24 protein-coding genes and 1 tRNA gene are annotated in these 26481 nt (G+C 55.1%); 10 read left to right on the top strand and 15 right to left on the bottom strand.

What is annotated here, in order from left to right:
- Positions 1-146 precede the first annotated feature (146 nt).
- Positions 147-2093, top strand: a complete 1947-nt coding sequence (locus DNI29_RS03520; protein WP_110976672.1) for a TonB-dependent receptor — start codon at positions 147-149, stop codon at positions 2091-2093.
- Positions 2094-2145: 52 nt separating this feature from the next.
- Positions 2146-3246 carry a YncE family protein gene (locus DNI29_RS03515; RefSeq protein ID WP_110976671.1) on the top strand — a complete coding sequence of 367 codons (1101 nt, stop codon included), beginning with the start codon at positions 2146-2148 and terminating at the stop codon, positions 3244-3246.
- A gap of 89 nt (positions 3247-3335) precedes the next feature.
- Here DNI29_RS03515 and DNI29_RS03510 read toward each other — a convergent pair whose 3' ends face one another.
- Entirely contained in the window at positions 3336-3614 is a 279-nt protein-coding gene (locus DNI29_RS03510) for a hypothetical protein (protein WP_110976670.1), read from the bottom strand.
- A gap of 229 nt (positions 3615-3843) precedes the next feature.
- Between DNI29_RS03510 and DNI29_RS03505 the strand changes: the two genes are divergently transcribed.
- From DNI29_RS03505 to DNI29_RS03495, 3 genes are all read left to right on the top strand, one after another.
- Positions 3844-4197, top strand: coding sequence for a hypothetical protein (locus tag DNI29_RS03505; protein WP_110976669.1), 354 nt, complete (start codon positions 3844-3846; stop codon positions 4195-4197).
- Complete coding sequence (locus tag DNI29_RS03500; RefSeq protein WP_110976668.1) at positions 4194-4766, top strand: AraC family transcriptional regulator; 573 nt, start codon at positions 4194-4196, stop codon at positions 4764-4766. The genes DNI29_RS03505 and DNI29_RS03500 overlap by 4 nt, the downstream gene beginning before the upstream one ends.
- Before the next feature lie 170 nt (positions 4767-4936).
- Positions 4937-7234 carry a B12-binding domain-containing radical SAM protein gene (locus DNI29_RS03495; RefSeq protein ID WP_110976667.1) on the top strand — a complete coding sequence of 766 codons (2298 nt, stop codon included), beginning with the start codon at positions 4937-4939 and terminating at the stop codon, positions 7232-7234.
- A gap of 23 nt (positions 7235-7257) precedes the next feature.
- Here the strand turns inward: DNI29_RS03495 and DNI29_RS03490 are convergent, their stop codons facing one another.
- The 3 genes from DNI29_RS03490 to DNI29_RS03480 form a co-directional block, all read right to left on the bottom strand.
- A complete protein-coding gene (locus tag DNI29_RS03490; RefSeq protein ID WP_110976666.1) occupies positions 7258-8289 on the bottom strand; it encodes a dienelactone hydrolase family protein in 1032 nt (343 codons plus the stop codon).
- Between the two features lie 149 nt (positions 8290-8438).
- Positions 8439-8978 (bottom strand): GNAT family N-acetyltransferase, encoded by a 540-nt coding sequence (locus DNI29_RS03485; protein WP_110976665.1) that lies wholly within the window; start codon positions 8976-8978, stop codon positions 8439-8441.
- Positions 8979-9019: 41 nt separating this feature from the next.
- A complete protein-coding gene (locus tag DNI29_RS03480; protein ID WP_110976664.1) occupies positions 9020-9262 on the bottom strand; it encodes a hypothetical protein in 243 nt (80 codons plus the stop codon).
- A 113-nt stretch (positions 9263-9375) separates the two neighbouring features.
- Between DNI29_RS03480 and DNI29_RS03475 the strand changes: the two genes are divergently transcribed.
- Positions 9376-9448: transfer RNA gene (locus DNI29_RS03475), tRNA-Gly, on the top strand.
- 111 nt (positions 9449-9559) lie between these two features.
- Here DNI29_RS03475 and DNI29_RS03470 read toward each other — a convergent pair.
- The 6 genes from DNI29_RS03470 to DNI29_RS03445 form a co-directional block, all read right to left on the bottom strand.
- On the bottom strand, positions 9560-10111 hold the full coding sequence (locus tag DNI29_RS03470; RefSeq protein WP_110976663.1) for a hypothetical protein: 552 nt from the start codon (positions 10109-10111) through the stop codon (positions 9560-9562).
- Entirely contained in the window at positions 10095-11348 is a 1254-nt protein-coding gene (locus tag DNI29_RS03465) for an AAA family ATPase (protein WP_110976662.1), read from the bottom strand. The genes DNI29_RS03470 and DNI29_RS03465 overlap by 17 nt, the downstream gene beginning before the upstream one ends.
- Before the next feature lie 15 nt (positions 11349-11363).
- Positions 11364-14450, bottom strand: a complete 3087-nt coding sequence (locus DNI29_RS03460) for a type I restriction endonuclease subunit R (RefSeq protein ID WP_110976661.1) — start codon at positions 14448-14450, stop codon at positions 11364-11366.
- Positions 14447-15802, bottom strand: coding sequence for a restriction endonuclease subunit S (locus DNI29_RS03455; RefSeq protein WP_110976660.1), 1356 nt, complete (start codon positions 15800-15802; stop codon positions 14447-14449). Before DNI29_RS03455 ends, DNI29_RS03460 begins: the two co-directional genes overlap by 4 nt.
- Entirely contained in the window at positions 15799-17985 is a 2187-nt protein-coding gene (locus DNI29_RS03450; protein ID WP_110976659.1) for a type I restriction-modification system subunit M, read from the bottom strand. The genes DNI29_RS03455 and DNI29_RS03450 overlap by 4 nt, the downstream gene beginning before the upstream one ends.
- 502 nt (positions 17986-18487) lie before the next feature.
- A complete protein-coding gene (locus tag DNI29_RS03445) occupies positions 18488-18718 on the bottom strand; it encodes a helix-turn-helix domain-containing protein (RefSeq protein ID WP_162303494.1) in 231 nt (76 codons plus the stop codon).
- Between DNI29_RS03445 and DNI29_RS03440 the strand changes: the two genes are divergently transcribed.
- Together DNI29_RS03440 and DNI29_RS03435 are read left to right on the top strand one after the other, a co-directional pair.
- Complete coding sequence (locus DNI29_RS03440; protein ID WP_238387986.1) at positions 18699-19241, top strand: hypothetical protein; 543 nt, start codon at positions 18699-18701, stop codon at positions 19239-19241. The two genes, DNI29_RS03445 and DNI29_RS03440, sit on opposite strands and share 20 nt — an antisense overlap.
- A 1-nt stretch (position 19242) precedes the next feature.
- Entirely contained in the window at positions 19243-19452 is a 210-nt protein-coding gene (locus DNI29_RS03435) for a hypothetical protein (RefSeq protein ID WP_110976656.1), read from the top strand.
- Here the strand turns inward: DNI29_RS03435 and DNI29_RS03430 are convergent, their stop codons facing one another.
- The 4 genes from DNI29_RS03430 to DNI29_RS03410 all read right to left on the bottom strand — a co-directional run bounded on the left by DNI29_RS03430 (position 19453) and on the right by DNI29_RS03410 (position 23641).
- On the bottom strand, positions 19453-20472 hold the full coding sequence (locus tag DNI29_RS03430; RefSeq protein WP_123823053.1) for a DUF6371 domain-containing protein: 1020 nt from the start codon (positions 20470-20472) through the stop codon (positions 19453-19455).
- 121 nt (positions 20473-20593) lie between these two features.
- Positions 20594-21838, bottom strand: coding sequence for an AAA family ATPase (locus tag DNI29_RS03420; protein WP_162303493.1), 1245 nt, complete (start codon positions 21836-21838; stop codon positions 20594-20596).
- Positions 21839-21856: 18 nt separating this feature from the next.
- Positions 21857-22213, bottom strand: a complete 357-nt coding sequence (locus DNI29_RS03415) for a helix-turn-helix domain-containing protein (RefSeq protein ID WP_123823052.1) — start codon at positions 22211-22213, stop codon at positions 21857-21859.
- Positions 22214-22270: 57 nt separating this feature from the next.
- Positions 22271-23641 (bottom strand): site-specific integrase, encoded by a 1371-nt coding sequence (locus DNI29_RS03410; RefSeq protein WP_110976651.1) that lies wholly within the window; start codon positions 23639-23641, stop codon positions 22271-22273.
- 459 nt (positions 23642-24100) lie between these two features.
- Between DNI29_RS03410 and DNI29_RS03405 the strand changes: the two genes are divergently transcribed.
- Entirely contained in the window at positions 24101-24958 is an 858-nt protein-coding gene (locus tag DNI29_RS03405; RefSeq protein ID WP_110976650.1) for a phosphatase PAP2 family protein, read from the top strand.
- Between the two features lie 62 nt (positions 24959-25020).
- Here the strand turns inward: DNI29_RS03405 and DNI29_RS03400 are convergent, their stop codons facing one another.
- On the bottom strand, positions 25021-25668 hold the full coding sequence (locus DNI29_RS03400; RefSeq protein ID WP_110976649.1) for a chloramphenicol acetyltransferase: 648 nt from the start codon (positions 25666-25668) through the stop codon (positions 25021-25023).
- A gap of 55 nt (positions 25669-25723) precedes the next feature.
- On the opposite strand from DNI29_RS03400, the gene DNI29_RS03395 reads away from it, so the two are divergent.
- Entirely contained in the window at positions 25724-26434 is a 711-nt protein-coding gene (locus DNI29_RS03395; protein ID WP_110976648.1) for an HAD family hydrolase, read from the top strand.
- The last annotated feature ends 47 nt before the right edge of the window (positions 26435-26481 follow it).

The following is a 26481-nucleotide window of genomic DNA, read 5'->3' as shown; positions in this document are numbered from 1 at the left end:
GAATGAATACAGTAGCGGCGCTTCGGCGGCGCAGAATAACTATCTGTTTTCGGCCTCGGCTTCGGGGAAGGGGTAGCAGCCCGGCTGCTGATCTGACCACGAAGTTTTGAACTGAATTTTTCGATTGCGAAAATTTGGTTCGGAAGATGCGTTTTGTTTCCTGCCTGCGGTGCTATCCACAGCTCCTGGGTGCGGCTTTAGGAGTCACTGCTACCCTGCCGGCAGCTGCCCAATCGGGGTTGCCGGCTCCTGATTCAGCTCGTACTCAGCACTTGCCCTTAGTGCGGGTACCTGGTGTGCGGCCCGACCGGTTTGCGGTAGGCAGCCGCCGCTTTACGCTGGATTCATTGGCCCTGACCACCTACCGCACCGGTACGCTGGCCGATGTACTCAACGCCCGCACGGCGCTTTACCTGAAAAACTACGGACCAGGGCAACTGGCCTCTATTACCATGCGGGGCACCTCGGCCCGGCATACGGCCGTGCTCTGGAACGGCTTCAACATCAACTTGCCCTCCTTAGGGGAAGCCGACTTTGCCCTACTGCCTACCAGCGGTGCTACGCAAGTTGATATTCAGCCGGGACCGGCCAGTGCTACCTACGGCAATGGCGCGGTGGGCGGCACAGTGCTTCTTTCCTCCCAAACGCGCTGGGGCGCAGGGTGGCGCGGCAGCATGCAGGCCGACTACGGCAGCTTTGGGCTACGGGCAGGAAATCTGGAAGCGAACTTCAGCAACCAGAAACTTGCCGTGCGCACCAGTCTGCTCTACCGCCAGGCCGATAACGACTTCTTTTACTACGAAGGCCGCACCCGTCGCCAGCAGGTAAATGCGGGCCTGCAGCAAGCCAGCCTAACCCAGGATTTTACGTTGCGCCTGGGGCAGCGTGGAGAGTTGCTAGCCGCCGTCTGGCTGACGGATGCTGACCGGCAGATTCAGCCCGGCATTGGCACCAACAACACCCACGCCCAGGAGCGAGACCAGAGCCGCCGCCTGATGGCTGGCTACCGCTACGTAAGCACCCGCCACGAGTGGACAGCACGCGCCGCTTGGTTCGAGGACATTATCAACTACCGCGACGATGTAAGCGGCCTGAGCGAATCGAAGGTGCGCACGACCCAGGCCCAAGCCGAGCATACGTGGGGTTTTGCGCCTAATGCTTCGTTGCGGGTGGGCGCCGAAGCCCAGCACTTTGAGGCGCAGGTAGATGGGTACGGCGCACGGCCTCGCACGGAGAACCGCTTTTCTGGCTTTGCCCTGTTTCGCTACGACCCACGGCCCCGCCTGCGCCTGTCCCTGAATGTGCGTCAAGCGGTGTTGCCGGGTAGGCAGCCGCCGCTAACGCCCACCGCCGGCGCCGAGTGGGTTGCGCTAGAGACGCCCCAACACGCTGTCAGCTTAAAAGCTAGCGCATCGCGCAGCTACCGCGTTCCTACCCTGAATGAACGATACTGGCGCCCCGGCGGCAACCCCGATCTGTTACCTGAAGAAGGATTGGGCTACGAAGGAGGGGTAGTGCATGTGCTAACCCTGGAGCCGACACACCTCCGCCTGCAAACCGAGCTGACAGGCTATCGGCAGTTAGTAGATAACTGGGTGCAATGGACGCCGGGCGCTACTTACTGGTCGCCGCGAAACCTGCGGCAGGTGCGGGCCCAAGGCCTGGAAGCCAGCACGCAGCTAGGCTGGCAGCCAGGAGCTTACCAGCTTACGGCGCGGGCTTCGTACGCCTTCACGCACTCCGAGAAAACCAAAGGCACTGCTGCCGACTCTGACCCGGTTGGTCGCCAGTTGCCTTTCACCCCCTTACACACGGCAGCCTTCAGCACCGACCACCTGTGGCACGGCTGGCAGCTCAATACTACTCTGAATTTCACTGGGCTACGCTACACCGATGCCTCAGCCACCGATTTCCTACCCTCCTACTTGCTGCTAAACGCTACCGTTGGCCGCACCATAGCCGTGGCGCCCAGCTGGAAGCTGCTGGTATTGGCCCAGGGCTACAACCTCACGAACCTCAGCTACCAGAGTTACGACAACCGCGCCATGCCGCTGCGCCACGGCGCACTGAGCCTGCGGGTACTGTGGCGCTAAGCAGCGGCTTTGGCCGCGCTATCTATTTCATTCATCTTTTTTCTTTTTCTCCATGACGCTTTTTTCCACCTTCCCCTCTTCTGCCGCGCGCTTGCTGCTCGGCTCCGTCCTGGCTTTGGGCCTAGCCTCTTGCGACTCCGATGACGAGCCCGAAGCGGTCGATATCCCTTCAAACAGCGTGCTGGTTCTTAACGAAGGAAACTTCCAGAAGGCTAATGCTGAGGTAAGTGTGTTCAGCAAGAACACCAATGAAGTGCTCTACAAGTCGGCTTTCAGTGCTGCCAATAAAGAGTCGCTGGGCGATGTGGCCCAGAACATCAGCTTGCAGGGTTCCACCGCCTACATTGTGGTGAACAATAGCAACAAGCTGGAGGCAGTATCATTGCCCAATTTCAAGCGGGTAGGTAAGGTAGAGAACTTAAAGCTTCCCCGCTACTTTGTGGCGAACGGCAGCAAGGGCTACGTAACAGAAACCATAGCGTACGATGGGCAACCTGGCCAAGTATCGGTTATCAACCTGAACAGCTATTCGGTAGCCAAAACCATTACGGTAGGAAAGCAGCCCGAGCGCCTGCTGCTGGTAGGCAACCGCCTCTACGTAACCAACAGCGGCGACAACACCGTGACCGTCATCAACACCACTACCGACCAAGTAGAAGGTACCATTACGGTGGGTGATTCGCCGAACAGCTTGGCCCAGGATTTTGAGGGCAACGTGTGGGTGCTAAGCGGTGGCAAAGTGGCTTATAATGCTGATTACTCTGTGGACTATACCCGCACCACTAAAGGTAGCCTTGCCAAGATTATTCCTGGTCAGTTGACGGTTGCTACTACCCTCGAAATGCCTTCGAACCTTAGCTCCCCCAATCGTCTGACAATTAATGGGACTAAGAACGAGCTGTTCTACACTTATCAGAATGGGGTGTACCTCTATCCAGTTGGCAACGCTACCTTAGCTACTTCCCCTATTATCCGCCGAAACTTCTACGCCCTGGCCGTTGACCCTGTGGACCGCACCGTGTACGGCGGCGTAGCATCCTTTACCAGCACGGATAAAGTCATTCGCTACCGGACCGGCGCTCCTGGCAATGCGTACACCGCCATTGACTCCTTCTCGGTGAATATTGGCCCGAACGGCTTCGTGTTCAACTAAACCAAGCAAACCATTAGAGTTGATACGCCAAACGGCCCGCTTCCCTTGGGGAGGCGGGCCGTTTGGCGTGTTGCGAGGGGTAGGAAAAGCTAGTCGGCTAGGCCATCGTTGTTGCGGTCTTTGCGGTCGGCGCCTTCCTCATACACTTGGCGGCCGGTGGGCGTTTTGGCGGTATCGGCACTGAGGCCGGAGGTAGCAGAATCAGCCCCCAAGTTTTGGCCAGGCATGTTGGTATCCATACCTAAATCTTTGGCGGCGCCGCGTTCCACGTTAGTATCACCGGCTTCGTTGCCGGTATTGCAGGCAGTAAGAGGCCCGGCCAGCAGAGCCGTGGCAGCTATAAGACGAAGAAAAACAGAGGTTTTCATGGGCTTGGTAGGGTAGAGAAGAAAGACGTGTAGTATTTTGGCCTGTACGGCTGACCGCGCCGCTGGTTTTTACGTATGATGATTTCCCGCATTTACCGCCCTATTCTACCACCACAACCAACTTCATCCGTTATGCTTTGTTGTTACTCCTAACCGCTGCCTGTGCCCTGGCCCTCGGCGGCTCTTAAGTAGGACAGACTTCTATCTTTGTCTTCCTTTCTTCGTCGCCATGAACCGCTCCACCCTTCAACTCGTCACTTCTGCCGCCTTATTCCGGCGGGCTGCCTTGCTAGCAGGCATCAGCTTTTTACTGGCGCTGGCGCTGGTGGCGTATTTGTTTGGGGTGCAGAATCATTTCTTTGGCCGGCTCTTCGGAGCATTCTTTGTATTTTTCTGGCTACTGTCCGTAACATTTCTAGGGGTCGTACCCTTTGTAAATTGGGCGGCTGCCAACTGGTTTGGTAACGATTGGGCAGAACAACAAGCGGAACCCGTGCGGCGTCCGCGGTCTAATCCAAACTCAACCACTACCCGTAAACCCACGCGAACCGCAACGCGGCTGAACTCAACTCAACATCCGTGAAAACGACGCTCCTCCACATCAAAAACATGGTTTGCCCACGCTGCATCGAAGCCGTGCGCAGTCTTCTGGAACAGGCCGGCTACCGCCCCACCGACGTAACGTTGGGCAAGGCGCAGCTAGATCAGAGCACACCGGTTGACCCGGCCTCTGTGGCTCCCATCCTGCGCGAAGCTGGTTTCGATGTCCTGATGGGCCGCGCCGATCAGCTCACCGAGCAAATCAAGAGCGCCCTGGTAGAGTACCTGGAGCACCTGCGCACAGCGCGCATGCCCCTGACTACCTCCGCCTTTCTCACCGACCGGTTTGCCGCTACCTACTCGCACCTGAGCAAGGTGTTCTCGCGCACGGCCAACCTTACCATTGAGAAATACCTGATCCGCCTGAAAATTGAGCGTGTAAAGGAAATGTTGAGCTACAATGAAATGACGCTGAGCGAAATTGCCGAGCAAATGCGCTACAGCTCTGGCCAGCACCTGAGCAACCAATTCCGGCAGGTAACGGGCCGCTCCGTTAGCGAATTCCGCCGCGACCTGATGCCCAAGCGCCTCTCCCTCGATCAACTGGCGTAACGCACGCTTTACTTACTACCAAGAGCCCTGAAGCTGCTACCAGCGCTTCGGGGCTCTTTCGTGTTTTAAGGGGGTAGGAAAACTGTAGGCACGGGCAGCACCGGGGAACGGAGCCCGCAGGCTACGGGTTAAACCCACGTATCTTTGTGGTTCTTTTTGACCCAGCGCCCGTGTCATCTTCGCTTCGCATTCTGCTTGTTACCCCGCCGCTCACCCAGCTGAACACGCCGTATCCGGCTACTGCCTACCTGAAGGGCTTTCTGGGAGGGCGCGGCTACCACGTAACTCAGGCCGATCTGGGGCTGGAGCTGGTGCTGAAGCTGTTCTCGAAGGAAGGGCTGACACGCGTGTTCCGGGCCATTGAAACAGGTGACTTCGAGCTAAGCGACAATGCCCGCCGCATGTTGCGCCTGAAGCAGAGCTACCTGAGCACCATTGGGCCGGTCATTCGGTTTCTGCAGAACAAAGACAATACCCTGGCCCCGCGCATCTGCCACTCGCGCTTTCTGCCCGAGGCCGGCCGCTTTGATAACGTAGCCGATCTGGAATCGGCTTTTGGCACTATGGGCCTCACGGATCAGGCCCGACACCTTGCAACACTTTATCTGGAGGACCTCGGCGACCTGATCAAGGAAACCGTAGGCCCGCAGTTTGGCTTTTCGCGCTACGCCGAAAAGCTGGCTATGTCGGCTACTACCTTCGATGGGTTGCACGAAGCCCTGCAGGCCCCACCGAACCTACTGGACCAGATGCTGCAGGAGCTGCTTGATGAGCTAGTAGCTCGCGTGCAGCCCGATGTAGCCGGGTTTACGGTGCCTTTTCCCGGCAATCTGTATGGCGCCTTGCGCTTGGCCGGCCGCATTAAAGAAATCAGCCCCCGCACCCTAACCCTCATGGGCGGCGGCTACCCCAACACAGAGCTCCGAACCATCAAGGAGCCTCGCTTTTTCGATTACATCGACTACCTGACCTTGGATGATGGCGAAGGCCCCTGGCTGCGCCTGCTGGAGGCTATCAGTTGCCAGTTGTCAGATACAAGGTATCAGCTACCGGTTGCCAGTTATCAGGAAGAAGCAATTGGTAGTTATCCTCAGGTATACACCGCTACTTTGCCAAGAAGCCAGAAACCGGTCACTGATCAACTGCAGCGCACATTTTTGCGGAACGAGGCTGGTGAAGTCGAGTACATCAATCAGCCTTTCCCGGATGTCCCTCACCCAGAGGTAGGCACACCAGATTACTCCAATTTGCCCCTGACCGAGTATTTGTCGGTGATTGAGGTGCTAAATCCTATGCACCGGCTTTGGAGCGACGGGCGCTGGAACAAACTCACGGTGGCCCACGGCTGCTACTGGAAACGCTGCTCCTTCTGCGACGTCACGCTAGACTATATTAGCCGCTATGAAACGGCTCCTGCTACCCTGTTGGTAGACCGCATCGAGCAAATAATTGCCCAAACCGGCCAGACGGGCTTTCACTTCGTGGATGAAGCTGCCCCACCCCTGGCCCTGCGCGACTTGGCCATTGAGCTCCTAAAACGTCAGGTAAGTATTACCTGGTGGGGTAATATCCGCTTCGAGAAAACCTTCACCCCCGACCTGTGCCGCCTACTTGCTGCCTCGGGCTGCATTGCCGTGAGTGGGGGCCTAGAAGTAGCTTCTGACCGGTTGTTGGCGCTTATGGAAAAGGGCGTGACCATTGCGCAGGTAGCCCGCGTGACGGATGGCTTTACCCAGGCTGGTATTATGGTGCACGCCTACCTCATGTACGGCTTCCCGACTCAAACCACCCAGGAAACCATAGACTCTTTGGAAGTGGTGCGGCAGCTCTTTCAGGCCGGCATTGTGCAGAGTGGCTACTGGCACCGCTTCTCGATGACAGCCCACTCGCCGGTGGGTAAGAACCCTGCCAAGTACAAAGTAGCAGCCGTGGGCCCCGAACCGGGTCCGTTTGCCTGGAACGACCTGTGGCACGAGGACCCCACGGGCACCGACCACGAGGCTTTCGGACCTGGTCTGACAAAAGCCCTGTATAACTACCTGCACGGAGTAGCCCTACAGGAGCCACTCAGCTTCTGGTTTGATTTCCGGACGCCCAAGCCCACCGTACCCCGCCACCTAATTCAACAGGCCCTGCAGGAACCCGGCAAGCCCGATGCCTCTCGCCCCAACAACCGCCTGTTCTGGCTAGGCAATGCCCCAGAGCTGCGCTATGAGCCCGGCAAAAAAGGTCAGCGCGCCGTCCTGACGTTTTATGAGCAGGCCGAGGATTTTGAGGTGAAAGTACCTGCCGTGCTGGGCCCTTGGCTACAGGAGCTGCTCATCAGCCTAACCACCGATTACGACACCAAGCAATTGCTGAAGGATGTGGCAGCTTCCTACCCCTCCGGCGCACCCCAACCCTGGGAGCAGTTCTTGTTGTCGCCGGGGTGGCAGTTGCTCCGGGAAAAAGGCCTGCTGATTCTGTAGCTACGCCAAGCCGCTTGCAGTTGCTATTTGCCGCGTTGTCGTAACCATTCCACGAGTCCTTCCCAATACCCCTCAGCGGGTTTCGGCCACTGCCACTGTCCATCCGGGCTCAGGCGACCACGCTGCAGGAACTCGGGACCGGCTTGAGGATAAATGCGCACCTGGGAGCCACTGCGGTAACCCAGCGTGGTACGGAGGCGCCGGGCACTCTCTCGCACGTCAGTTGTAGTATCGAGGCCGGCATACAGAGCTAATACCGGAACACGTTGGCGGCTCAGCGGGAGGTAGACGGCGGCCTGCTCGCGGGTAGCGGCCGGCGCTGCTTCCATCACTAGGAAAGCAGCCGGTTTCACCTGACTAGCTACCGCGGCCACTTGCGGTGCCAGGCTCCCGCGCACCCAGTACCCTACCCGCCCCGAATCAACTGCACTGTGCCGGCGCAACGCAGACAGGGCCGTGCCGATAGCACGGTAGGCACCGGAATCAGAGGGTGCAGCTGGGGTAGCAACTGTTACAATCAGCGTAACAAATCCACGTCGCGCCAAGTAAGCCGCGCGGGTTTGGGCGGCGGCCAGGGTTTGGGGCTGAGCTACCAATGCTACTGCCGCGTGGCGAGTTACAGTATCATCGGGAACAAGTAAACGGCTGGCCTGAGCACCGGCGGCAGAGCGGAGAGCCAGCGTTTCCTCCCGGAACGGGCGCGGAGCGGCCTCACCCCGACGGGCCCACACAAAATCGGTGCGCACACTGTCCCAGCTCAGTAGGCCACGCAGAAAATCACCCTCCCGCACTGCCTGCAGACTGATGCCGCCTACCCCCTGCTCCAACTGCAACTGCGGCTCCTGGTATTTCAGCCGGGTGGCTTCAAACTCCAGCCCTGGCACCTGAGGAAAGCTAACATCGGCCTGCAGCTTGCCGGGCGCTACCTCACGCAGATCGAGGGCTACCCGCAGCTCCGTGCCCTGGTAGCTGATGGGGCCTTCGTAGTGGCCCGTGGGCAAGGCCACAGTGGTTTGCGTGCTGCTACCAGAATCAGATGAGCAGGCGGTCAGCATCAGCAGCCCAGCTACCCACCAAAGGGGCTTTATCCTACCCCAAACAAACCGCGCTGATTTCACTGGCATCAAGCTGAACTACATGAAAGACAGATGGGCGTAACGCCAGAAATGGACTCTACCTAATCAGTTTCCGTCGCGAGGGGGCCTTAGTGAAGGCCTTTGCGCAGAATAAAGTCGGTCTGCTCATCGGTGCCGATGGTGAACAGGTGCTGGCCAATCTGCCGGAAACCGAAACGCCGGTAGAACTCCAGAGCGCGGGTGTTTTTCTCCCATACGCCCAGCACCACAGCGCGGCAGCCCTGCTGGCGGGCCTCTTCCAGGGCACGGCGCATCATGGCCGCACCGAGTCCGGTGCCTATCCAGTCTTCACTAACGTAGAGACGCTCTACTTCCAGGCGCTCTTCGGGCGTTTTGCTGGGGTCGAGGCCGAGGGTGGAGTGCAGCTTCAGCTTGGCATAGCCGACGACTTCCTGCTCCATCTGGGCCAGCAAAAAGATGGTGTCTGGGTCTTGCAGCTCACTTAGCTGTTTCTCGGGATTGAAGGTAGCGGCCTCGTAGGCAGCCATGTCCTCGGCCGAGTTTTGGTCGGCGTAGGTTTCATGGAACAGGCGTTGACCCAGTTCGGCGAGTTGAGCGGCGGTGGCCGCGTTGCGCTTGGCTACCAGAATGCGGAGCGGAAAAGACATAGCAGAAAACCAGTTCGGCGGAAAGCGGCAAAGGTAAGGGGCTAATCCACGGTATCGTTGCCGCGTCGCTCGCGCCAGCCGTAGCGTATCATTAGCATAGCCGCTACCAGCATCATCAGGTTCAGGATCAGGCGGGTTGAATTCAGGGCCGCGCTACCCAACTGCTGGTACTCGTAGTACACCACACCCAGCCGCAACCCTACCCCCAACAACAGCAGAAAACCGGCAATCAGGAAAAGCCAGCCAACCAGGCGGCGTGTTGTAGGCGGAAGTGGCCAGGACATAAGTAGCTAGTATTCGGCGCACGGCACGCCGGTGGTGAAACACAACACAAAGGAGCTCAGAAATACGCAAGCAGTTGGAAATTGATTTTCCAGCCGTACTTTTGCCTTACCACGCGGGAGTAGCTCAGTTGGTAGAGCATCAGCTTCCCAAGCTGAGGGTCGCGAGTTCGAGCCTCGTTTCCCGCTCATTCAGAATCAGCCACTTAGGTATTAACCTGAGTGGCTGATTTCATTTCAAATTACACGATGAATTACACAAGTGTTATCCAAGCTCAGAGCATCCTACCAATTCAGCTTTTACAGTAGTGGGGTTAAGTCGATAGTAGCCTCGGGACGTAGTACTATACCTGTCTCTGCGAAAAATGAGTTTGCGCGCTGATTTCTCCCCGCATTGAATTGTGGTTGCGCCTTGTTAACCACATAAGCTCTTCGCATCTTATAGTTTTCTATATCATGCGAGACTTTGAAGGCGGTAATCGTAGCTTGTACCTGTTCTACAGCACCTTTTAACCAATCTCTCTTTTTGTCCTTTAGCTCAACAAAAATGATATTCTCTTCATAAAGTAGGATACCGTCACAACTGCTTTCTTTCTCAACTTGCTGGCCAGTTGCTGGCCGCTCAACTATGATGCAATTATCAACCCCCTTAAAAGTCACCTCATATCTAGGGTGATTGATAACCCTGGCAATCCATTTCTCCGAGTCGTGCTCATCTACGTAGGCTCTTTTTTTCGGCTGACCAGCTACATGTGGGTCATCACACAAGCCGAACTCAGCAGCATTGGTTACATCGTCTGAAAGTGAGCCATCGGCACATCGGCTGGTGAAAAAATCAACCACGTCGGGCATATTGTTCTAGTTCTAATATATCAGAGAACTGGGCATTGGTATCGCCTAGCTCTTCGTTCAACTTATTCTCATCAGAAGGTAAGCCGTCATACACAGGTAGACGAGAAATTTGACCTGTTTCGGATAGCTCATATACTATTACGTCTTCATTAGATACCCCAGCATTATCAGGCACTATTTCAGCTAGTTTTTTGAGCAATTCCTTGTAATGGTCCGTATCTACAATTTCATTTCTAACCTCATGGGCCTTGATAGCTAATGTGAGATAATTTATAATATATGGACTATGTGTAGTTATAGTCAATTCATTCATATCGGTTTTATTAACATATTCTAACAATTGATATAACATTGCCTTCTGCGAAGCAGGAAACAAGTTTTGTTCAGGTTCTTCCACAATACTAAGCAGCGTCTCTGTACGGAACCGCGTTCCCAAAGCATTTAAGGCAAGTGCCTGTGCCTCGCTAGTAAGTTTAGGATTATTTAGAATTTCCATCACTCTTGCTTCCAGCTTGCGGCGCTCTTCAGAGCTTAGCGTACTACGCGAATTGTCGCGCTCATGGTGCAAGGCAAGGTTTCGCAACACTAGCAGCAACGGAACTAATGATTGGAATCCACTTGACGCTTCTGATAAGCGAAGGTCGAAGACAACGCCACCGGCAGTTTTACCGCTGATACGAGGAATCTTTCGATGTTTATCGTACCGAAATTTTACCTGACCAACTGCTAGCTGTAGGTTCTCCGGGGCTGCTAGCTGTGCCTGACGCAGTTCCTCCCAAAAAGTCAATAGTGGCTGAGGTAGTCCTTTTAATTTGTCAGGTTCGTCAACAGCACTGAGGAAGTTGCGCTCCGCCGGAACATACATAATCTGCGGCACCTTATAATCAGGCGCTCCAGCGATGCGCTCTACCGATAACTTTTCATTCCGATATGTCAAATTGTAAGCTTTCCCACGGTATTCAACTACGGAGTCTTTTCGGAAATAGCTTAGCAAATTTTGGTATGCGCAGTACAGCTTAACAAATCGATTATATTTTTTGATATAGTCCGCGTTTACTCGCCCCTGAAACAATGCTTTCTCTAACCAGCTGCAAGTTGAAAACAGCTTGGCTACGCTGCTCTTCCCGGTACCCTGATTACCGATAAACACTGTCACTTTCCGGAAATCCATAAATCCGTCACCTTCAGCGAAGCCAGAGGTGATGGGGCCGAAATTTTCAACTTTTAGCTTACTCATACTAGTAAAATGAAGTTAGCTCAAAGGTAAAGAAACGTCACGGGTGTCCTTTGGCGCATTTACTCGTTCTAAAATTCGCCGATACACTTCACTAGATAGATATTGCTCTGCTGCCCGGCGCATTTCGGCGTCGCCAAAAACTCGAGTGAAAATATCCTCGTTTCCTTCCAGGCGCTCTACAAAGAAACCCTCAAACATTTTGCGGAACACATACTCGAAGTTTTGCAAGCTGTTATCCTGCGCTACCTCCTGAAGCTGTGCATTTAGGATAGCGGTTTCCACAATTTGGTCGAAGAAGAGCTGGTCAGCGGGTAAGAATTCGGTACCGAAGCGAGCATTCAGGTTATCGATGAGTTGCGACAGATTCACAGTGGCATCCTGGGCACGGCCGGTACCTACATCGGTGGGACCGTAGAGTGGGGCGGGCTGACCAACGGTGAGGCTAATAGAACCCTGGCTGAGCTGTTCGAGACGGTAGTACTTCAGGGCCACGTCGTCTTCCACGTGGTAGCGCTGTTCGGCAGAGCGGGCGGGTAAGCGTGTGAGCAGAAAACGGCTGTAGGTGTGCAGCTTTTCAAGGCTTGAGTCCTGATAGGGAATAATTTGGGATAGGAAAGCGTAAAGGTTGCGGAAGCTGGTGAGTCGGCCCTTGAATAGGTCCTGTTCAGCTTCTGGTAGGTCCTTGTAGCGCTCCACAGCTTTATCCAGTAGGGCATACATCTTCTGGTGGTCGGTAGGCAAGGGCTGGAGGCGGTTGCTGAACCACACATTGCAGAAGTCATCTACCTCGGTAGGCTCCCACACGCGGGCTTCTTCGAGACGATGTTGTAGCTCGTAGAGGTGGTGCGGGTCGGGCTGGCCGGCAGCGTTGGTGCGCTCATAATAGGGCTTGAAGGCAGCGTATATTTCTTCAGGGTCGTTCACGAAGTCGAGCACGAAGGTGTCGCCTTTGCCAGAAGCCATGCGGTTGAGGCGGCTCAGCGTCTGCACGGCTTGGATACCAGCCAAGCGCTTATCCACGTACATAGTGTGCAGTAGGGGCTGGTCGAAACCGGTCTGGTACTTGTCAGCCACTAGCAGAATCTGGAAATCGTCGGAGGCAAACCGTTCAGGCAGCTCCCGCTCAGCCAAGCCTTTATTCATGCCCACTTCGGTGTATGATTGATTGGGCAGATCAGGGTCAATGACCTGGCCCGAGAAAGCCACTAGCGTGCGGATGTCGGCATATCCCTTCTCGCGCAAATACTTGTCGAAGGCCAGCTTGTAGCGCACGGCCATTAAGCGAGAGCCAGTGACAACCATCGCCTTAGCCCGACCGCCAATCTTATGGCGGGTATAGGCACGGAAGTGCTCTACAATGACTTCCACCTTTGACTCCACATTGGTGGGGTGGTGGGCCAGGAAGCGAGCCAGTGCTGTGGCGGCCTGCCGCTTAGGCACTAGCGGGTCGTGCTTGATGGATTTAATTAGCCCGTAGTAGGCGCGGTAGGTCGTGTAGTTGGCTAGCACATCGAGGATAAATTTTTCCTCAATGGCTTGCCGCATCGAATACAGATGGAATGGAGGGAGCCCGGTGGTTGGGTCAGGCTCGTTGAACACGGCCAAGGTCTTAAACTTGGGCGTGGCCGTGAAGGCGAAGTACGACAGGTTAGGCTGGCGGGGACGCTTGAGCATCTCGCGCACCAACTCTTGGCGGGCGGCAGGGCTAAGCTCATCCTCGTCGAGGTCGAGCAGCTGTTCAGCCAAAGTGGCTTCAATACCGTCGCGGTTCAGGATTTTGTGTAACTCCTGGGCGGTCTCGCCGCTCTGGCTGCTGTGGGCCTCATCCACTATCACAGCAAAGCACTTGTCTTTGGTACCTATACTTACGGCTTCTCCACGCTTGGCTAGTGTTTCAATAGCCTGGGCGATATAGGGAAATTTTTGGAGGGTGCTGATGACGATGGGCGTACCGTCAGCCAGGGCCTTGGCCAACTGCTGGGTATTTTCGTCAATCTTCTGCACTACACCTTGCTTGTGCTCAAACTGGTAGATGGCGTCTTGTAGCTGCTGGTCGAGTACGAGACGGTCGGTTATAACTACCACTGTGTCGAACACCTTACGGTCTTGCGCGTCGTGCAGCGATGCTAAGCGGTGGGCCAGCCAAGCAATAGAGTTGCTTTTGCCCGAGCCCGCCGAGTGCTGAATGAGATAGTTGTGCCCCGCACCTTGAGTACGGGCCGCGCTCAGCAGCCCGCGCACGGCCTGGAGTTGGTGGTAGCGCGGGAATATGAGCGTTTCGCGCACCTGACGCACGGTGGTGCCGTCGGGCAGACGCACCACGGTAGTATCGGTTTGCAGGTGCAGGAAGCGGGCCAACAGGTCGAGTAGCGAGTCGCGTTGCAGCACTTCTTCCCACAAATACTGAGTGCGGTAACCAGCGGGTACGGGTGGGTTGCCAGCACCTCCCTGATAGCCCCTATTGAAGGGTAGGAATACAGTAGCGGCCCCTTGCAGACGGGTGGTCATCCAGGCGGCGTCTGGGTCGACGGCAAAATGCACTAGCGCCCGTTCCTTGAACTTGAACAGTGGGGCCTGCGGGTCACGCTCGTGCTGATACTGCCGGATGGCATCCTGGGCGTTTTGGCCGGTGAGGGGGTTTTTCAACTCTAGCGTGGCCACGGGTAGGCCGTTGAGGGCCAGCACCACGTCGATGCTCTGCGCCGCCTTATCGGGGTGGTAGTGCACTTGCCGGTGCACCCGCAGTTGGTTGAGGCGGTACTGAGCCTCAGTGTCGGGGTTGAGGCTGGTGTTGGGGGCGAAGTAGGCCAGCCGCAGGGTTTTGCCGAAGCACTTGAAGCCATAGCGCAGCACGTGCAGCGCGCCTTTGAGAGCCAGTTCGCGAGTAAGGGTGTCGAGCACCGTATCTGGAAGCGCGGCACCCAGGATGGCTCCCAACTGCTCCCAGGCCCGTGCCTGGCTGACCTGCAAAAAGGCCAACACGTCGGCCCCAAACAACCCATGTCGGGCATCTAGAGGCGAGGTACCCGATACGTAACCCCCAGCCGAGGTGCAGAGTGCGGCTTCCAGCGCGGCCTCAAAATGAATTTCGCGGTGCTTCATAGCGCGTCGACAAGGGCAGGTTCGGGTGTGGACGCCACTTCCGCCCGCACGTCGATACGGCCCGTGACTGCGGCCGTTATCAGCGCGGCGCGGTACTCGCGGAGCTTGGCGATTTCACGGTTGGTGATGTCAGTCATTTTATCGCTGCGCTCGTTAATTTGGTTGATAGCCGCCGCTATTTCGCGTTGCTCATCAATTGGCGGAAAGGGTGCCATTAAGTTTTTGATAAATTCTTCCGGCACCCTCTTCTGCCCACCGGCCCCTATCATCTCGCCTTCGCCAAGTTTGCGGAATGGCTCAGAAATAGTCAATAGAAATAAAAATTGACTGTCCATTTCTGCATTGTGCCGCAGTACGTGAAGCTCTGTAGTACCAAAGCCTACGCCGTTTGTTAAACCGGTTGCTAAAGCACCTTTACCATTCTCAAAGCAAGGTGTGATCTTAGCTACTACCACGTCGTTATCAGCGAAATAGGTGTATCCGCTACCGATCTCATCAAGCGGCTTTTCCATTTCAAGGTCGAGTCCACCGTATTCTCCAACCGCTGTCATTGGCACGAACGAAACGAGGGCATCTTCGGGCAATGGGAGATTAGAACCGACGGGATTAATAGCAGCTAATCCAAACTTTAACCGCTTCACCTCCCAATGCGCCGGCACCTGCCCCAACCAGGGCACCCCAGAGTCGCGCAGGGGCGCGACGACATCTAGGCCCCGCGTCACGGCGCGGGTGATGAGAGCAGCGCGTTGCTCGGTCAGCAGCTTCAGCAAGTCTTCCTTACGCCGGATGAGGCTGTCGAGGTGGGCCGTACGCTCATCTAAGAAGGCAGCAATGACGCGTTGCTCGTCAAGCGGGGGAACCGGCATCTTTAACTGCTTCAACAGGTCTTGGCTTAGATTAGGCTGCCCACCACCTGTTGATAAGCTGATAAGCGTTGGGCGTTCGGCCCAAAGCCAGTAGTAAAAGAATTTGCTATCAACACCTATTGGATTTTCGAAGACACAACATGCTTGATTTAGCGTAGCGTCAACGCCAAGAATACCCAAACGACCGATAGTAGCCCCGTACATGGCAATAACTACCGCGCCAGCTTTATACAGCTTTAAAGCGCTATGCTCAGCCAATGCAAGCTGTGTTACTTTCTGCTTAGTGTCATAAATAACGGTTTCGCGTAGTTCGGCTGTCGTTACCCATGGAATTTCACCGTCGTAGTAATCTACTGAATTAGTACTGGGTGTCGTTCCGCTGCCAATGCGGTCAAAAAGCCGTGTCAGCTTTATAACCTCCCAATGTGCGGGAACGTCGCCTAGCCACTCCACGCCGGAGGGCTTAGTTGTTGTATACTTTCTCATACCGCTACCTCCTTCAGCATGTCCAAGATTTCGCCTTCCAGTCCTTTAATGTCGGCCTCGATGTCGCTTAGCTCGCGGGGCGGCTCGTAGGTGTAGAAGTGGCGCGACACGGGAATTTCGTAGCCCAGCTTGGTTTTGGTGTAGTCAGGCCAGGCATCGGGCCAGTGTGGTAGCACCTCGCGGGCGAAGTGTGCGGCCAAGTGGGGCTGTACCAAAGTCAGTAGGTCAGTGTTGTCGGCATCTTTGGTGTAAAGTAGCGGCAAGGGCAACGGCACGGTGGGCGGTAGCTGTACCAACTCGGTGTCGCGCAGCTCGGCGTCGGGCTCAGGCTTACCGCTGGGCAGCGTGCAGATGTCGGCCGTGGGGTCGCGTTCGGCCAGGGCCGCCAGGATAGCTTTGAGCATTAGACCGCTCAACTTTACACCAGCACCTTTGCAAGTGGCTTTCACAGTGGCCGAGAAGTCGTCACGGTTGCGTACCAGCTTCGCCGCATCCAGCTTGCCTAGGGCAGCCAGTATACGAGCCTGCTCCTTTTCACCAGCCGCAATTTCTTCCCTAAAGGCTTCAGAGCCGTGCTTTTTCTTACTAGTGGCTAATTTTTTGAACTCGCTCGCCTCGCTCACCCGTGCTAAGCGCTCAGGACTAGCCTGGAAGTTTAGGCGCAGGGGGCGCTCTACGGTCAGGCGCAGATAGCCGAAGTCGCGGTTATCGAATAGTTTGGAGCACACCAGCTCCTTCATTTTTCCATCTACTAGCACGCGGCTGGTACCACCGTCCTTATTCTCGTCGTAGAGGCGCACGATGTCGGCAATATGGTCGGGGCGGCCGTCCAACCCGTCGCCAATTTCGTTGCGCTTGTTGCCTTGGCTCTTCTTCATCTTCACGTAGTGCCGCGTCGCGTCGATGAGTTGTACCTTACCCTGGCGGTAGTCTGGCTTGCGGTTGCTCACCAGCCAGATATAGGTGTTGATACCGGTGTTGTAAAAGAGCTGGTCGGGCAGGGCCACGATGGCATCGAGCAAATCATTTTCAATTATCCAGCGGCGAATATTGCTTTCGCTTGGTCCAGGCTCACCTGCAAACAAGGGCGAGCCGTTGAAGACTACCGCTATTTTGGAGCCGTCGCCCCCCTTAGATGGGCTGGGGTGCATCTTGCTTAGCATGTGCAGCAAGAATAGCAGTGAGCCCTCATTGATGCGGGGAAGCCCAGGTCCAAAGCGCCCATCAAAACCCAGCTTAGTGTATTCCTCCTCCACTGTTTTTTTCTGCGGCTCCCACTTCACCCCAAAGGGCGGGTTGGCCAGCATATAGTGAAACCGCTCGCGGGGGTGACCATCAAAGCTCTTGCCGTCGCCCAGCACGTCGCCGAAGGCAATGTGGCTCACCGGCTCGTTCTTAATAAGCATATCGGCGCAGCAAATAGCCCACGATTCGGGGTTGTAATCCTGCCCGAATAGCTCCAGATTGATTTTAGGGTTGATTTCACGTGTATACTCTTCCGAAACCGACAGCATTCCTCCAGTGCCGCATGTAGGGTCATACACCGTACGCGACACCGCCTTGCCAGAAGTCACGTCCTTGTCGTGCGTGTAGGTCAGGGCTGCCATCAGGCGAATCACTTCGCGAGGCGTAAAGTGGTCACCAGCCTCCTCATTGGCCTGCTCATTGAAACGCCGAATCAGTTCCTCGAATACGTAGCCCATCTGCCAGGGCGGCAGTACGTCGGGGTGCAGATTGATATCGGGCGACACAAAATCCTGGAGAATGAGGTAAAGCCGGTTGACATCTTCCAGCTTGGGTATCTCCTTCTCAAACTCGAAGCGCTGAAACACCTCGCGCACCACCGACGAGAAGCCGTTGATGTATGTCACTAGGTTTTGGGCTAAGTGTTCGTGGTCGGCCAGCAGTGTTTTGAACGTGTACTTACTAAGGTTGTAGAACGGCTGCCCTGCCGCTTTCACCAGGGCCGCGTGCTGTAGCTCCCGCTTCATGCCACGGGCTTCCAGTTCCTTATGCTTGGCCAGCACGGCGGCTTTGGTTGGCTCCAGTACCAGGTCGAGGCGGCGCAACACAATGAGGGGCAGCATCACCCGGCGGTACTGCGCGGGCTTATAGGGGCCGCGCAGTTTATTGGCAAGCTCGAAGATGAAATTGACAAGGGTAGAATGAGAGGTAGCCGCCATAATTTCAGATGCTAAATTGACTGCAATCTACATCATAGCAAGGCTCGTGACAGCAGCCTAGGAATTTATCTGAGAAGGATTGGTGGTAGCCGACTACCCATCAATCAGATAAAATTTAAAGTATTGAGATTGATGCTCTCCCTCTATTTCGTTGGGATTTACAGCATGTTGATTTCTAGTTAGGAGCTAGTACCTGTCTGTCATCACCAAGTTTGCTCAACTCTATCTAACCCCGCTACTTAGCTCAAACCCATAATCAGTTATGAGTGCTGGCTTCCTCCAGTTCAACTTGGTTTTTAGCATATTATCCTCTGCCCTCATCCAGAGCTTACACACTGAGAAATAATTAGCCTACTAAAGCTAAGAGGGTACCCGGTCTGAGAATCTCGTTTCCATTTGATTAAAGCCCCCCTCCCTCTCTAATAGTAGCCCCTTCCATCCGCGCCACACAGTCTTTTACAACTTCTACTGAATATGTGGTTGACAATTAGCCACCAGAAGCTTATTCGTCAATTCCAGGTGCGTTGGCAAACTCTCGGAACGGTAAATCCAACGCCTTCGACAAAGAGAGTAGCACCTCTAGCGTGGCAGCTGCCTGCCCCTTCTCGATACGCTGTATTGTAGGCTTGGCGATGTCGGCTTCATCTGCTAGGGCCTGCTGGCTCAATCCTCGCTCCTCACGTAGTTGCCGGACGTGGCGGCCGAAAGCCAATATGCCAGCAGCATTTTTCACCCTGGCAAGCTCCGCCTGGATTCCATCACTCTTGGCATCTAAAAAGATGCCACAAACAAAAAACGCTTATTTTTGCGGGAACCCTGATGGTCAAGCGCTCCTGCTTGCTTCAGCCCGAAAAAGTATGGATCAGTTCTACCTCGCCCCTAGCTTACTTCTACACATTGATTGGAGCCCTAGCATGGCACCTCATTTAGAGAAGCGGTTTTGGCCGGAACCTGACAGCACACCAGAAGGGGCAGATCGATTACAGTCAGAATTGGCTGAGTGGAAGCGTATCCAGGCAGATGCTTACAACCATATTTTACAATTTTTCAAAATAGCCAGCGCACTGCCTGTAGTAGGAGATAGAATTGCTGTGGCATCCGGCAAAGGATTTACCCCGAACCTGTATATCGAAGCGCGAACTCTGCTTAGTACTGATTCAGGTGAGATGACTGTATGCTATGAGGTGAGTATTGATGGCATTGATGTACTAGAGGAAGAGTATTACGATGCGACCCGGCTGAAAACAACTGAGTAACATGGTGAATATTCTTAAAAACATATTCTTCGCTTTTGCAGGGATACTCTACATCCTTGCCTTCCCCGTGCTGACAGTCCTCACCTGGCTGATAGAAGCCTACATATTCAGAGAGCTAGGAGTATCTGGTCACTTGGCTGCTCTCTTCTACTTCGGGGCCCCTTTAATGTGGTGGGGTATCCTCTACGATAGAAACGCCTCGAAAAAGTGATCATACAGGGGTGCACGTTGCATCCCGCAGAAATATATCCCCAATATCAAGGCCAGCTTGACGCTCTGCCGGGGTCACCATGTCCTCTAGGCCCGCGAACAGGCTGATATCGAAGCCTGCTTTACGTAGCTCGATTGCCTTGATGCTCCAGCAATCAAATGCCCCAGCATCAGGAAACAGCACGATGCGCCGATGTCGTAGCGGAGCCAAGCGTTCTGCTGTTAGGTAGCTCAGGCCCATCGTCGCCAACCATACAAAATCCGGTAAATAAGCGGTGGCCAGAATGGCCGTCTTGGCACTCTCTACAATGGCGATGGGCTTGTCTGGTGCCTCCGTTTTTAGCTGCGGCAAACCAAATAGGCAAGGGCTTTTCGGGCCTTGGCTGGCGTATAATTGCAACCACGACGGTACAGGTTCGTGGCGTTTCTGGTAGCCTTTGAGTAAAGCGGTGTGAACCCATGAAGTATGCCGGTAAGGGTCCTTGACGGTGTGCCCTCCTTCATCGTAGAGTACGACTTGCCCGCCCCGTACTCGGTCTTGTTCATCAATCAACCAGAACACGCACGCACCGGGCCAGTATGACGAGGTTCCTAATCGGAACCGAGCGCACAGGTCGGCTCCAACATCAACCCTAAAGCGTGATTGGAGGAGTTGGGCCAGGTTGTTCCGCTCGTAGTGTCCTAGGGAAGCCTGGTAAATTTCTGGGGGAATGGAGGAAGCCTCAATGCTGATCTGCTGCTCCTGCGCGGGCCGCAAAGTATTGAAGGAATGCCGTTGACGCTGTCGAGCGCCAGAACCAGAATGTCCGTTAAGATAGTTAGGCTCTTTGTAGGGGTGGCGGAAGTACCCGCAATTGAGTTCATGGTCACAGCGGCCAAACTCGAAGGGCAGGATTTCGCCCGTTTCGGTATCGATGTAGCGGGTGAAGCAACGAGGCTTACCGCAGGACGGGCAGGTAGTGCGCGACCGGGAGCCGGCATAGGGTTGTAGCCGGAAACGGAATGCAGAATGGTGATGCAAATAGTTGGCTGGAAGGCGGGGCAGACATTGGAAGCTGGAAGACTGGAAAAGGCCCCGAGGCTAATTTCCAGCTTTCCAACTTCCTGTGTTACCTTTTAGTGGTAGACTCAGGCGGCCAGTATTAGGCTGCCTGCATTACTGGAGCTAGAGAGTACCGCATCTCTCGGCCGCTGGAGGCCTTTGCCAGGGCGCAGACCACTCCGTCCTGGTTTGAAATGTATCCTGCACCAGCGTTCAGACTAGCGAGCCGGGTTCGAATGGTACGGGTGGTGGTACCCAGCCGTCGGGCCAGTTCTGCTTCTAATACACTGGCTGTCTGTGGAGTTTGTAGCAGGTCAGGGAGTTGTGCTAGTACAGCTGCTTCGCTGGCCTTGGGGGCGCTGCTAGGGTTCTCACTATTGTGGGAGTCCAGGTGGTCTGCCTCATCGCCAACATCAACCAGTGAAAATCCAAGATACCCAGCCTCGTCGCCCATTTCGCATACGATTACTCCTTGGAACTCCTCGTCCGTACGGTTTTTCAACTGCTTGATGTATCGCAGACGGTTCCCCTGTGCAGAGCGGGCTATAAAGAAAACGCTATCCGCGAAGTTGGATAGGTGCTTGCTGCCGGCCAAATTATTGAGTGATAGCGGAAGACCGGAAGGTAACTTAGGGGTATGGGCCAAAACCAAACTGGATACCCCGCGCTCAGTTTGTAGGCGCTTCAGACCCTTCATGATATTGATACTTACATCAGCATCGGCTGTGGTTTTCAGAGCCAACGCCGTAATGTTATCCAATATCAGGATGCGTGCCCCCGTCCGGTCCAGGTCGGCCTCTATGTGCTGAAAGTTGAACTCCGCAACGTCCTCCGATAGGGGGTTGGTGTCACCTAGAACAAGCTCATCGGTGAAGGGCAGGTGCGCAAACCGCTTACTGAACTGGCGGTCAGTTAACTCGAAATCGTAGTACAGAACCTTTTCGCGGGTGTGACACGGCTGCTCCAACAACTCCGAAGAAGAAGAACTGATGAGGTGCGCGAGGTGTACCGCTAGTACGCTCTTCCCCACCCCCGTGTCACCGGCTAGAATTGCGATACCCGGCGTTTCCCAGAAACAGCCGAATAGTGGCTCTAGCGGAGGCAGTTCGCTGGCTTCGGCAAGGCGCTGGGCGGCGGTACGGATACGGGTTGAATACGAAATTGAGGGCGGTACCTCTGCTAGAAGTTTGGCTTCGGCCAGGAGCTGAGAAAGGGCGGCGCTTGGCAATAAGGCTTCACTGGCAATAAGGGCAGGAGCGGATTTTACCATCAAACCGTGCCCAGCTGTATCATCACCCTTGCGGCGCGCAGATTTCGTCGAAGGGGTAGTCTGTGTGTCGGTCATCGTTGGAGACGTAAGCATCTACTTCTCCTGACGTTTGCCATCCTCCACCCAAGCTAGCAGGTCAGCGCGGTTGAAGTACAATTTGTTGCCTCGCTTGCTGTGAGGGATACCGCGCTGTTGCACCAGGGCATAGACACGGGATTTGCTCAGGCGTGTAACTTCCATTGCAAGCTCAATCCCACCAACGGCATTTGCCGATACTGCGGCGGGAGCTTGTAATAAGGATGCTAGTTCTTCACGTACGACGGTGCGGAACGCATCAATGAGAGGGGCGAAGGAGAAGTTCGCGGTAATGGGGGTTGTGAGCATTAACTGTTGCTTACCGGAAAAGGGGGTTAGATTAGTAGAAATGAGTGCCGGTAAGCGTTGGGACAAAGGTGCAGCAAGGGGTACCACATATTTTTTTAATATCTCCGAGCTGTCAAAAAATTTTCAAAGCAGGGAATCGAAGGCCGTATCCACCACATCTGAGGCAAAGCTATCGAGGTACACTGCCGTGACCGACTCGGACTTGTGCCCCATTGCCTGGGAGATCACCGCCGTTTGAGTGCCAGCCTGTTTCAGCGCGGTAGCGAAGGTATGGCGAGCTACGTAGGTTGTGAGGGGCGTGGCAATACCCGCCAACTGACCTAGCTCCTTCAGATCTTTGTTTACCTGCCCCAATACTTTATGCGAACGATTTTTAACCTGGGCAGGCGTAAGATGACGGTTCACATCAAGCACGGGAAATACATAGCTAGCCGGCGAGGCGTAGGTGAAAGGCCGGTAAGCCATTACAATAGCAGCAGCGGGGATTAGCAGCCGCAAGGAGAACTTGCCGCCGGTTTTCTGCCGCACATAACTCAGCCGTTCGGGATGCCCTGTACCTTGAGTTTCGCCGCTTAGGTCACGCCAACGCATCTGCGCCATATCCACAAAATTGATACCCCCGGCGTAGTATGAGAACAGAAACAAATCTTTAGCCAGGCGCTGACGCTCATTACTGGGCTGCAAAGCCTCTAGTCGGCGCAGTTCATCGCGGCTTATGGCCCGTTTCGCAGTGCTGACATCAAATTTGCCAACTTGCATTTTATGCTTTTCGGCTACGTTACGGGCGAAGGGATAAGCTGTGGCCTTCATTACACCTGCCGCAATAGCCTGATTGAGTAAAGAACGGAACGTTCGGAACCGATATGAAATAGTTGTTTCCTTTATCCCCTTGGCTCGTAATACTTGCTCCCATTGATAGCAGAATGCCACATTCACGCGGTCAAAGGGCACATCGTAATGATTTAGCCACTCGGACCATGCCTCCGTCTGCCCTCGACCAGTAGGAGGTGCAACTGTATTGTTTTCGTCAGCTATAAACTTTGCTAATTGATTGCGTAGGTCACGGTATACACCCGAGTTACCCACCTGCCCAGTTTTGAGGTAACCCGCACTCACCTCATCACAGTAGGCCAGTAGCTTTACTCGACGTGCAGCCTTACGGCCCTCTATTGCCTTAGCAGCTACAGTTCCTACGTCATGCTGCTCATCGGCCTCCGCCAATAAAGTGGCAGCCTCACTGTACTTAGCTAACCACTCGGCCAACTTTGTCAATAATTGCTCGCGTCCTGGTTCAGGATAGCTTTTCCGAATTTCCTTTTTGAGGGGGTTCCAGTATTTTGGATGTAAGGCTAGGCCGGTGGCAATGCGCCTACGCTCGCGTTTCTTGGTGATGCAGATATAGAAAGGATGAGAACCATCTTTCAGAGTATTGCTCGTGTAGTACTCTATTCTAACAGTTGCTTTTCCTTCTTTGTGCTCGGTGGTCTTACTCATGTTGTGTCATCGGTGAGTTGTTAATTACACGCCGGATTACACAAGTATAACAAAAACCGGAGTAACGATAGTGAGACATATGACTAAAAGCAGCTCAAAATGCCCTTACCGTAAGCCATGAGCAATATTAGTTACCCTTGAGCAAATAAGATATATAGCTTCCCAAGCTGAGGGTCGCGAGTTCGAGCCTCGTTTCCCGCTCATTCTAAATCAGCCACTTGCCTTTTGAGGCGGGTGGCTTTTTTGTTGGCGGCAACTACTGCGGGGCATACAAAGCAACAGGCTGCCTACCTCCTCTCCGGCGGAAAACATGCGCGAATGCTGGGCGGAAATACTAAAAGTGAACCAATAGAACGTTCAGATACTCCGGCGGGGTAGGCGCTCTGTGCGTACAGCATTTCCTGCTTATCCTTCAGCGGCACAGTCATCTTGATTGGCTCACTTTTACCTACTCGTGCTTTGATACGCTCTTTCTTTCAGCGGGCTGCGCTGAGCCTCACGCTTAGTGTTGCGTCCTTGGCGCCCGTCGGGGCCCAAGTTGCTCCTGCTCCTACCCCCACTACTCCCACCGATACCACCCATAAGTTTGAAAACCCGGCCGGCGTGCCAGACCCAGTAAAGCAGCCCTGGTACAAAGGCAAGCTGGTGAAGGCGGTGGTCGTGCCCGCTGTGCTCATCGGTTACGGGGCCTACACATTCAATGGAGGCGGCTTCTATACCAACCAAGAGGCCAACCGCGACATTCACAAGCTGTTTCCTACCTTCCGGACCAAGGCCGATGACATTCTGATTTTCGCACCGTACGCGGAGTTGGGATTGGTGGCGCTGGCGGGGGTAGAGTCGAGAAACGACCGGATAAACGTGGGGCTGGTGGTGCTAAAAAGTGAGCTGATTATGCTGAGCACCGTGTTTGCCGTGAAACACCTGAGCCGCGAAACCCGGCCCGATGGTTCCGATAACCTGTCGTTTCCGTCGGGGCACACGGCGCAGGCCTTTCTAGCGGCCAGCATTGTGCACAACGAGTTCCGCAACAAAAGCCAGTGGTACGGCATCGGGGCTTATACCATTGCCACCAGCGTGGCGGCTTTACGCATGATCAACAACAAACACTGGCAGAGCGACGTGGTGGCAGGCGCCGGCTTCGGAATTTTGTCGGCGCACTTGGGCTACCTAACTCACCGCAACCGTTGGGGCCGCAAGCCGCGCCTGCCCGAGGGCATGAGCTTTACCCCTACTTGGCAAAGCGGCTTCGCCCCGGGTCAGTTCAGCGCTTTCGGGGGTGGGCCCGGGCTGCGCTTTACCTGGCGGCCCAAGTAAGCAGCTGTTTTCTGCAATGGTTGGCGCTGGCTTATACTGTTCCGCATTGGGGTTTGCTGACCCTACCCCACGGTGCCGGCCCCGGCATTCAGTTCCCGCTGAAAAGCCTCCAGAAACAGCCCTACGTGGTAGCCGTCGGCCAGGCCGTGGTGCACGTTGATGGATACCGGTAACAGCAGGGCCTCACCTTGTCGGCGCGCCCTACCTACCGAAATTTTCGGAATGCTGTCGGGGTGAGCGAAGGCGCGGGCGTGGGTGAGGCCAGTGAAGGTCACCCAGGGAATGGCTGAGAAGTGAATAACATCGGGGCGGGCCGTGGCGGGGCTCAGGCGCAGCCCGTTACTTTGGCGCACTGCTTCCATTTCGGCCGTCAGCCCTACCCCAAATTCCGTGAGAGAAGCCGCGTACGGCACGAAGGAAAACGCAAACGTATGATCGGGGCGGGTGAGCGTAGCCGATGCATGAATCTGGTCGTAGCGGTACACCTGCCCATCCTCGATGCGGTAGCGCAAGGCCTCTACTGCGTTTACGGCTGTGAGGGCGCTGTGCAAGTAGAGCTGAAAAAACGACACGCCCAGGCTTTTGGCCCGCGCGTAGGCCTGGCTTGCATCTACCTCCGCCACCAGACCAAAGAACGGCTCTTCAAAGGCTGAAAAGAAAGTAAAATGTTCCTGTCGGCTCCAGGTGCTGAGGTCTACAAGCTGCTTCATAGGGCAGCAAGTTCGGTAACTTTGGCTTGCTGTTTTGCCCCCTACCTCTGCTTTTATGCCTACTCCCCGCCTCATTGCCTTCGACGCCGACGATACGCTGTGGCCCAACCAACCATACTTCGACTACGCCGAAGCCCAGCTATATGAGTTGCTGACTCATTACGGCGAGCCCAACGTCATCGGGAGCCGCTTCTACGAGGTACAACGCCAGAATATGCACCTGTTCGGCTACGGTGCCAAGTCGTTTATGCTCTCGATGATCGAAACCGTGATTCAGCTAACCGATGGCAAGGTAACCGGCACTGAAATCCAGCATATTCTCGACCACGGCAAACACCTGCTCAGCTTTCCGATTGAGTTGCTGCCGGATGTGCCCGAGGTGCTGGCCACTCTGAAAGAGCGTGGCTTCCCACTGATGCTGCTGACCAAAGGCGACCTGTTCGACCAGGAAAGCAAGTTGGCCCGTTCCGGCCTCGGCGACCTATTTGACCATGTGGAAATAGTAAGTGAGAAGAACGAAGCCACCTATCAGCGCCTGCTTACGCGCTACCAAGTGCGCCCCGAGGAGTTTCTGATGATTGGCAACTCCCTGAAGTCGGATGTGCTGCCGGTGGTCCGGCTGGGGGGCCAGGCTGTGCACATCCCCTACCACACCACCTGGATTATGGAGGAAGTCCCCGCCGAGCAACTCGTCGGCCTCGCGTTCAAGCAGGTAGCCACCTTACCGGATGTACTCACCTACCTCACGGAAGCAGATAAAGGCTAGAGAGCTAACTCCCTTGCTCATGTGTGAGGATGGGGATTAGCTCTCCA

The organism is Hymenobacter sediminis (assembly GCF_003231285.1).
Lineage (GTDB): Bacteria > Bacteroidota > Bacteroidia > Cytophagales > Hymenobacteraceae > Hymenobacter > Hymenobacter sediminis.
Note: the sequence above shows the minus strand (reverse complement) of the source record. Positions and strands in the feature narration are given on the sequence as shown.

What these genes read in the sequence shown, in the direction of transcription:
- DNI29_RS03520 (WP_110976672.1), top strand. Translation starts at nt 147, where the DNA reads ATGCGTTTTGTTTCCTGCCTGCGGTGCTATCCACAGCTCCTGGGTGCG.
- DNI29_RS03515 (WP_110976671.1), top strand. Translation starts at nt 2,146, where the DNA reads ATGACGCTTTTTTCCACCTTCCCCTCTTCTGCCGCGCGCTTGCTGCTC.
- DNI29_RS03510 (WP_110976670.1), bottom strand. Translation starts at nt 3,614, where the DNA reads ATGAAAACCTCTGTTTTTCTTCGTCTTATAGCTGCCACGGCTCTGCTG.
- DNI29_RS03505 (WP_110976669.1), top strand. Translation starts at nt 3,844, where the DNA reads ATGAACCGCTCCACCCTTCAACTCGTCACTTCTGCCGCCTTATTCCGG.
- DNI29_RS03490 (WP_110976666.1), bottom strand. Translation starts at nt 8,289, where the DNA reads ATGCTGACCGCCTGCTCATCTGATTCTGGTAGCAGCACGCAAACCACT.
- DNI29_RS03485 (WP_110976665.1), bottom strand. Translation starts at nt 8,978, where the DNA reads ATGTCTTTTCCGCTCCGCATTCTGGTAGCCAAGCGCAACGCGGCCACC.
- DNI29_RS03480 (WP_110976664.1), bottom strand. Translation starts at nt 9,262, where the DNA reads ATGTCCTGGCCACTTCCGCCTACAACACGCCGCCTGGTTGGCTGGCTT.
- DNI29_RS03470 (WP_110976663.1), bottom strand. Translation starts at nt 10,111, where the DNA reads ATGCCCGACGTGGTTGATTTTTTCACCAGCCGATGTGCCGATGGCTCA.
- DNI29_RS03465 (WP_110976662.1), bottom strand. Translation starts at nt 11,348, where the DNA reads ATGAGTAAGCTAAAAGTTGAAAATTTCGGCCCCATCACCTCTGGCTTC.
- DNI29_RS03460 (WP_110976661.1), bottom strand. Translation starts at nt 14,450, where the DNA reads ATGAAGCACCGCGAAATTCATTTTGAGGCCGCGCTGGAAGCCGCACTC.
- DNI29_RS03455 (WP_110976660.1), bottom strand. Translation starts at nt 15,802, where the DNA reads ATGAGAAAGTATACAACAACTAAGCCCTCCGGCGTGGAGTGGCTAGGC.
- DNI29_RS03450 (WP_110976659.1), bottom strand. Translation starts at nt 17,985, where the DNA reads ATGGCGGCTACCTCTCATTCTACCCTTGTCAATTTCATCTTCGAGCTT.
- DNI29_RS03440 (WP_238387986.1), top strand. Translation starts at nt 18,699, where the DNA reads ATGCCAGCAGCATTTTTCACCCTGGCAAGCTCCGCCTGGATTCCATCA.
- DNI29_RS03435 (WP_110976656.1), top strand. Translation starts at nt 19,243, where the DNA reads ATGGTGAATATTCTTAAAAACATATTCTTCGCTTTTGCAGGGATACTC.
- DNI29_RS03420 (WP_162303493.1), bottom strand. Translation starts at nt 21,838, where the DNA reads ATGACCGACACACAGACTACCCCTTCGACGAAATCTGCGCGCCGCAAG.
- DNI29_RS03410 (WP_110976651.1), bottom strand. Translation starts at nt 23,641, where the DNA reads ATGAGTAAGACCACCGAGCACAAAGAAGGAAAAGCAACTGTTAGAATA.
- DNI29_RS03400 (WP_110976649.1), bottom strand. Translation starts at nt 25,668, where the DNA reads ATGAAGCAGCTTGTAGACCTCAGCACCTGGAGCCGACAGGAACATTTT.
- DNI29_RS03395 (WP_110976648.1), top strand. Translation starts at nt 25,724, where the DNA reads ATGCCTACTCCCCGCCTCATTGCCTTCGACGCCGACGATACGCTGTGG.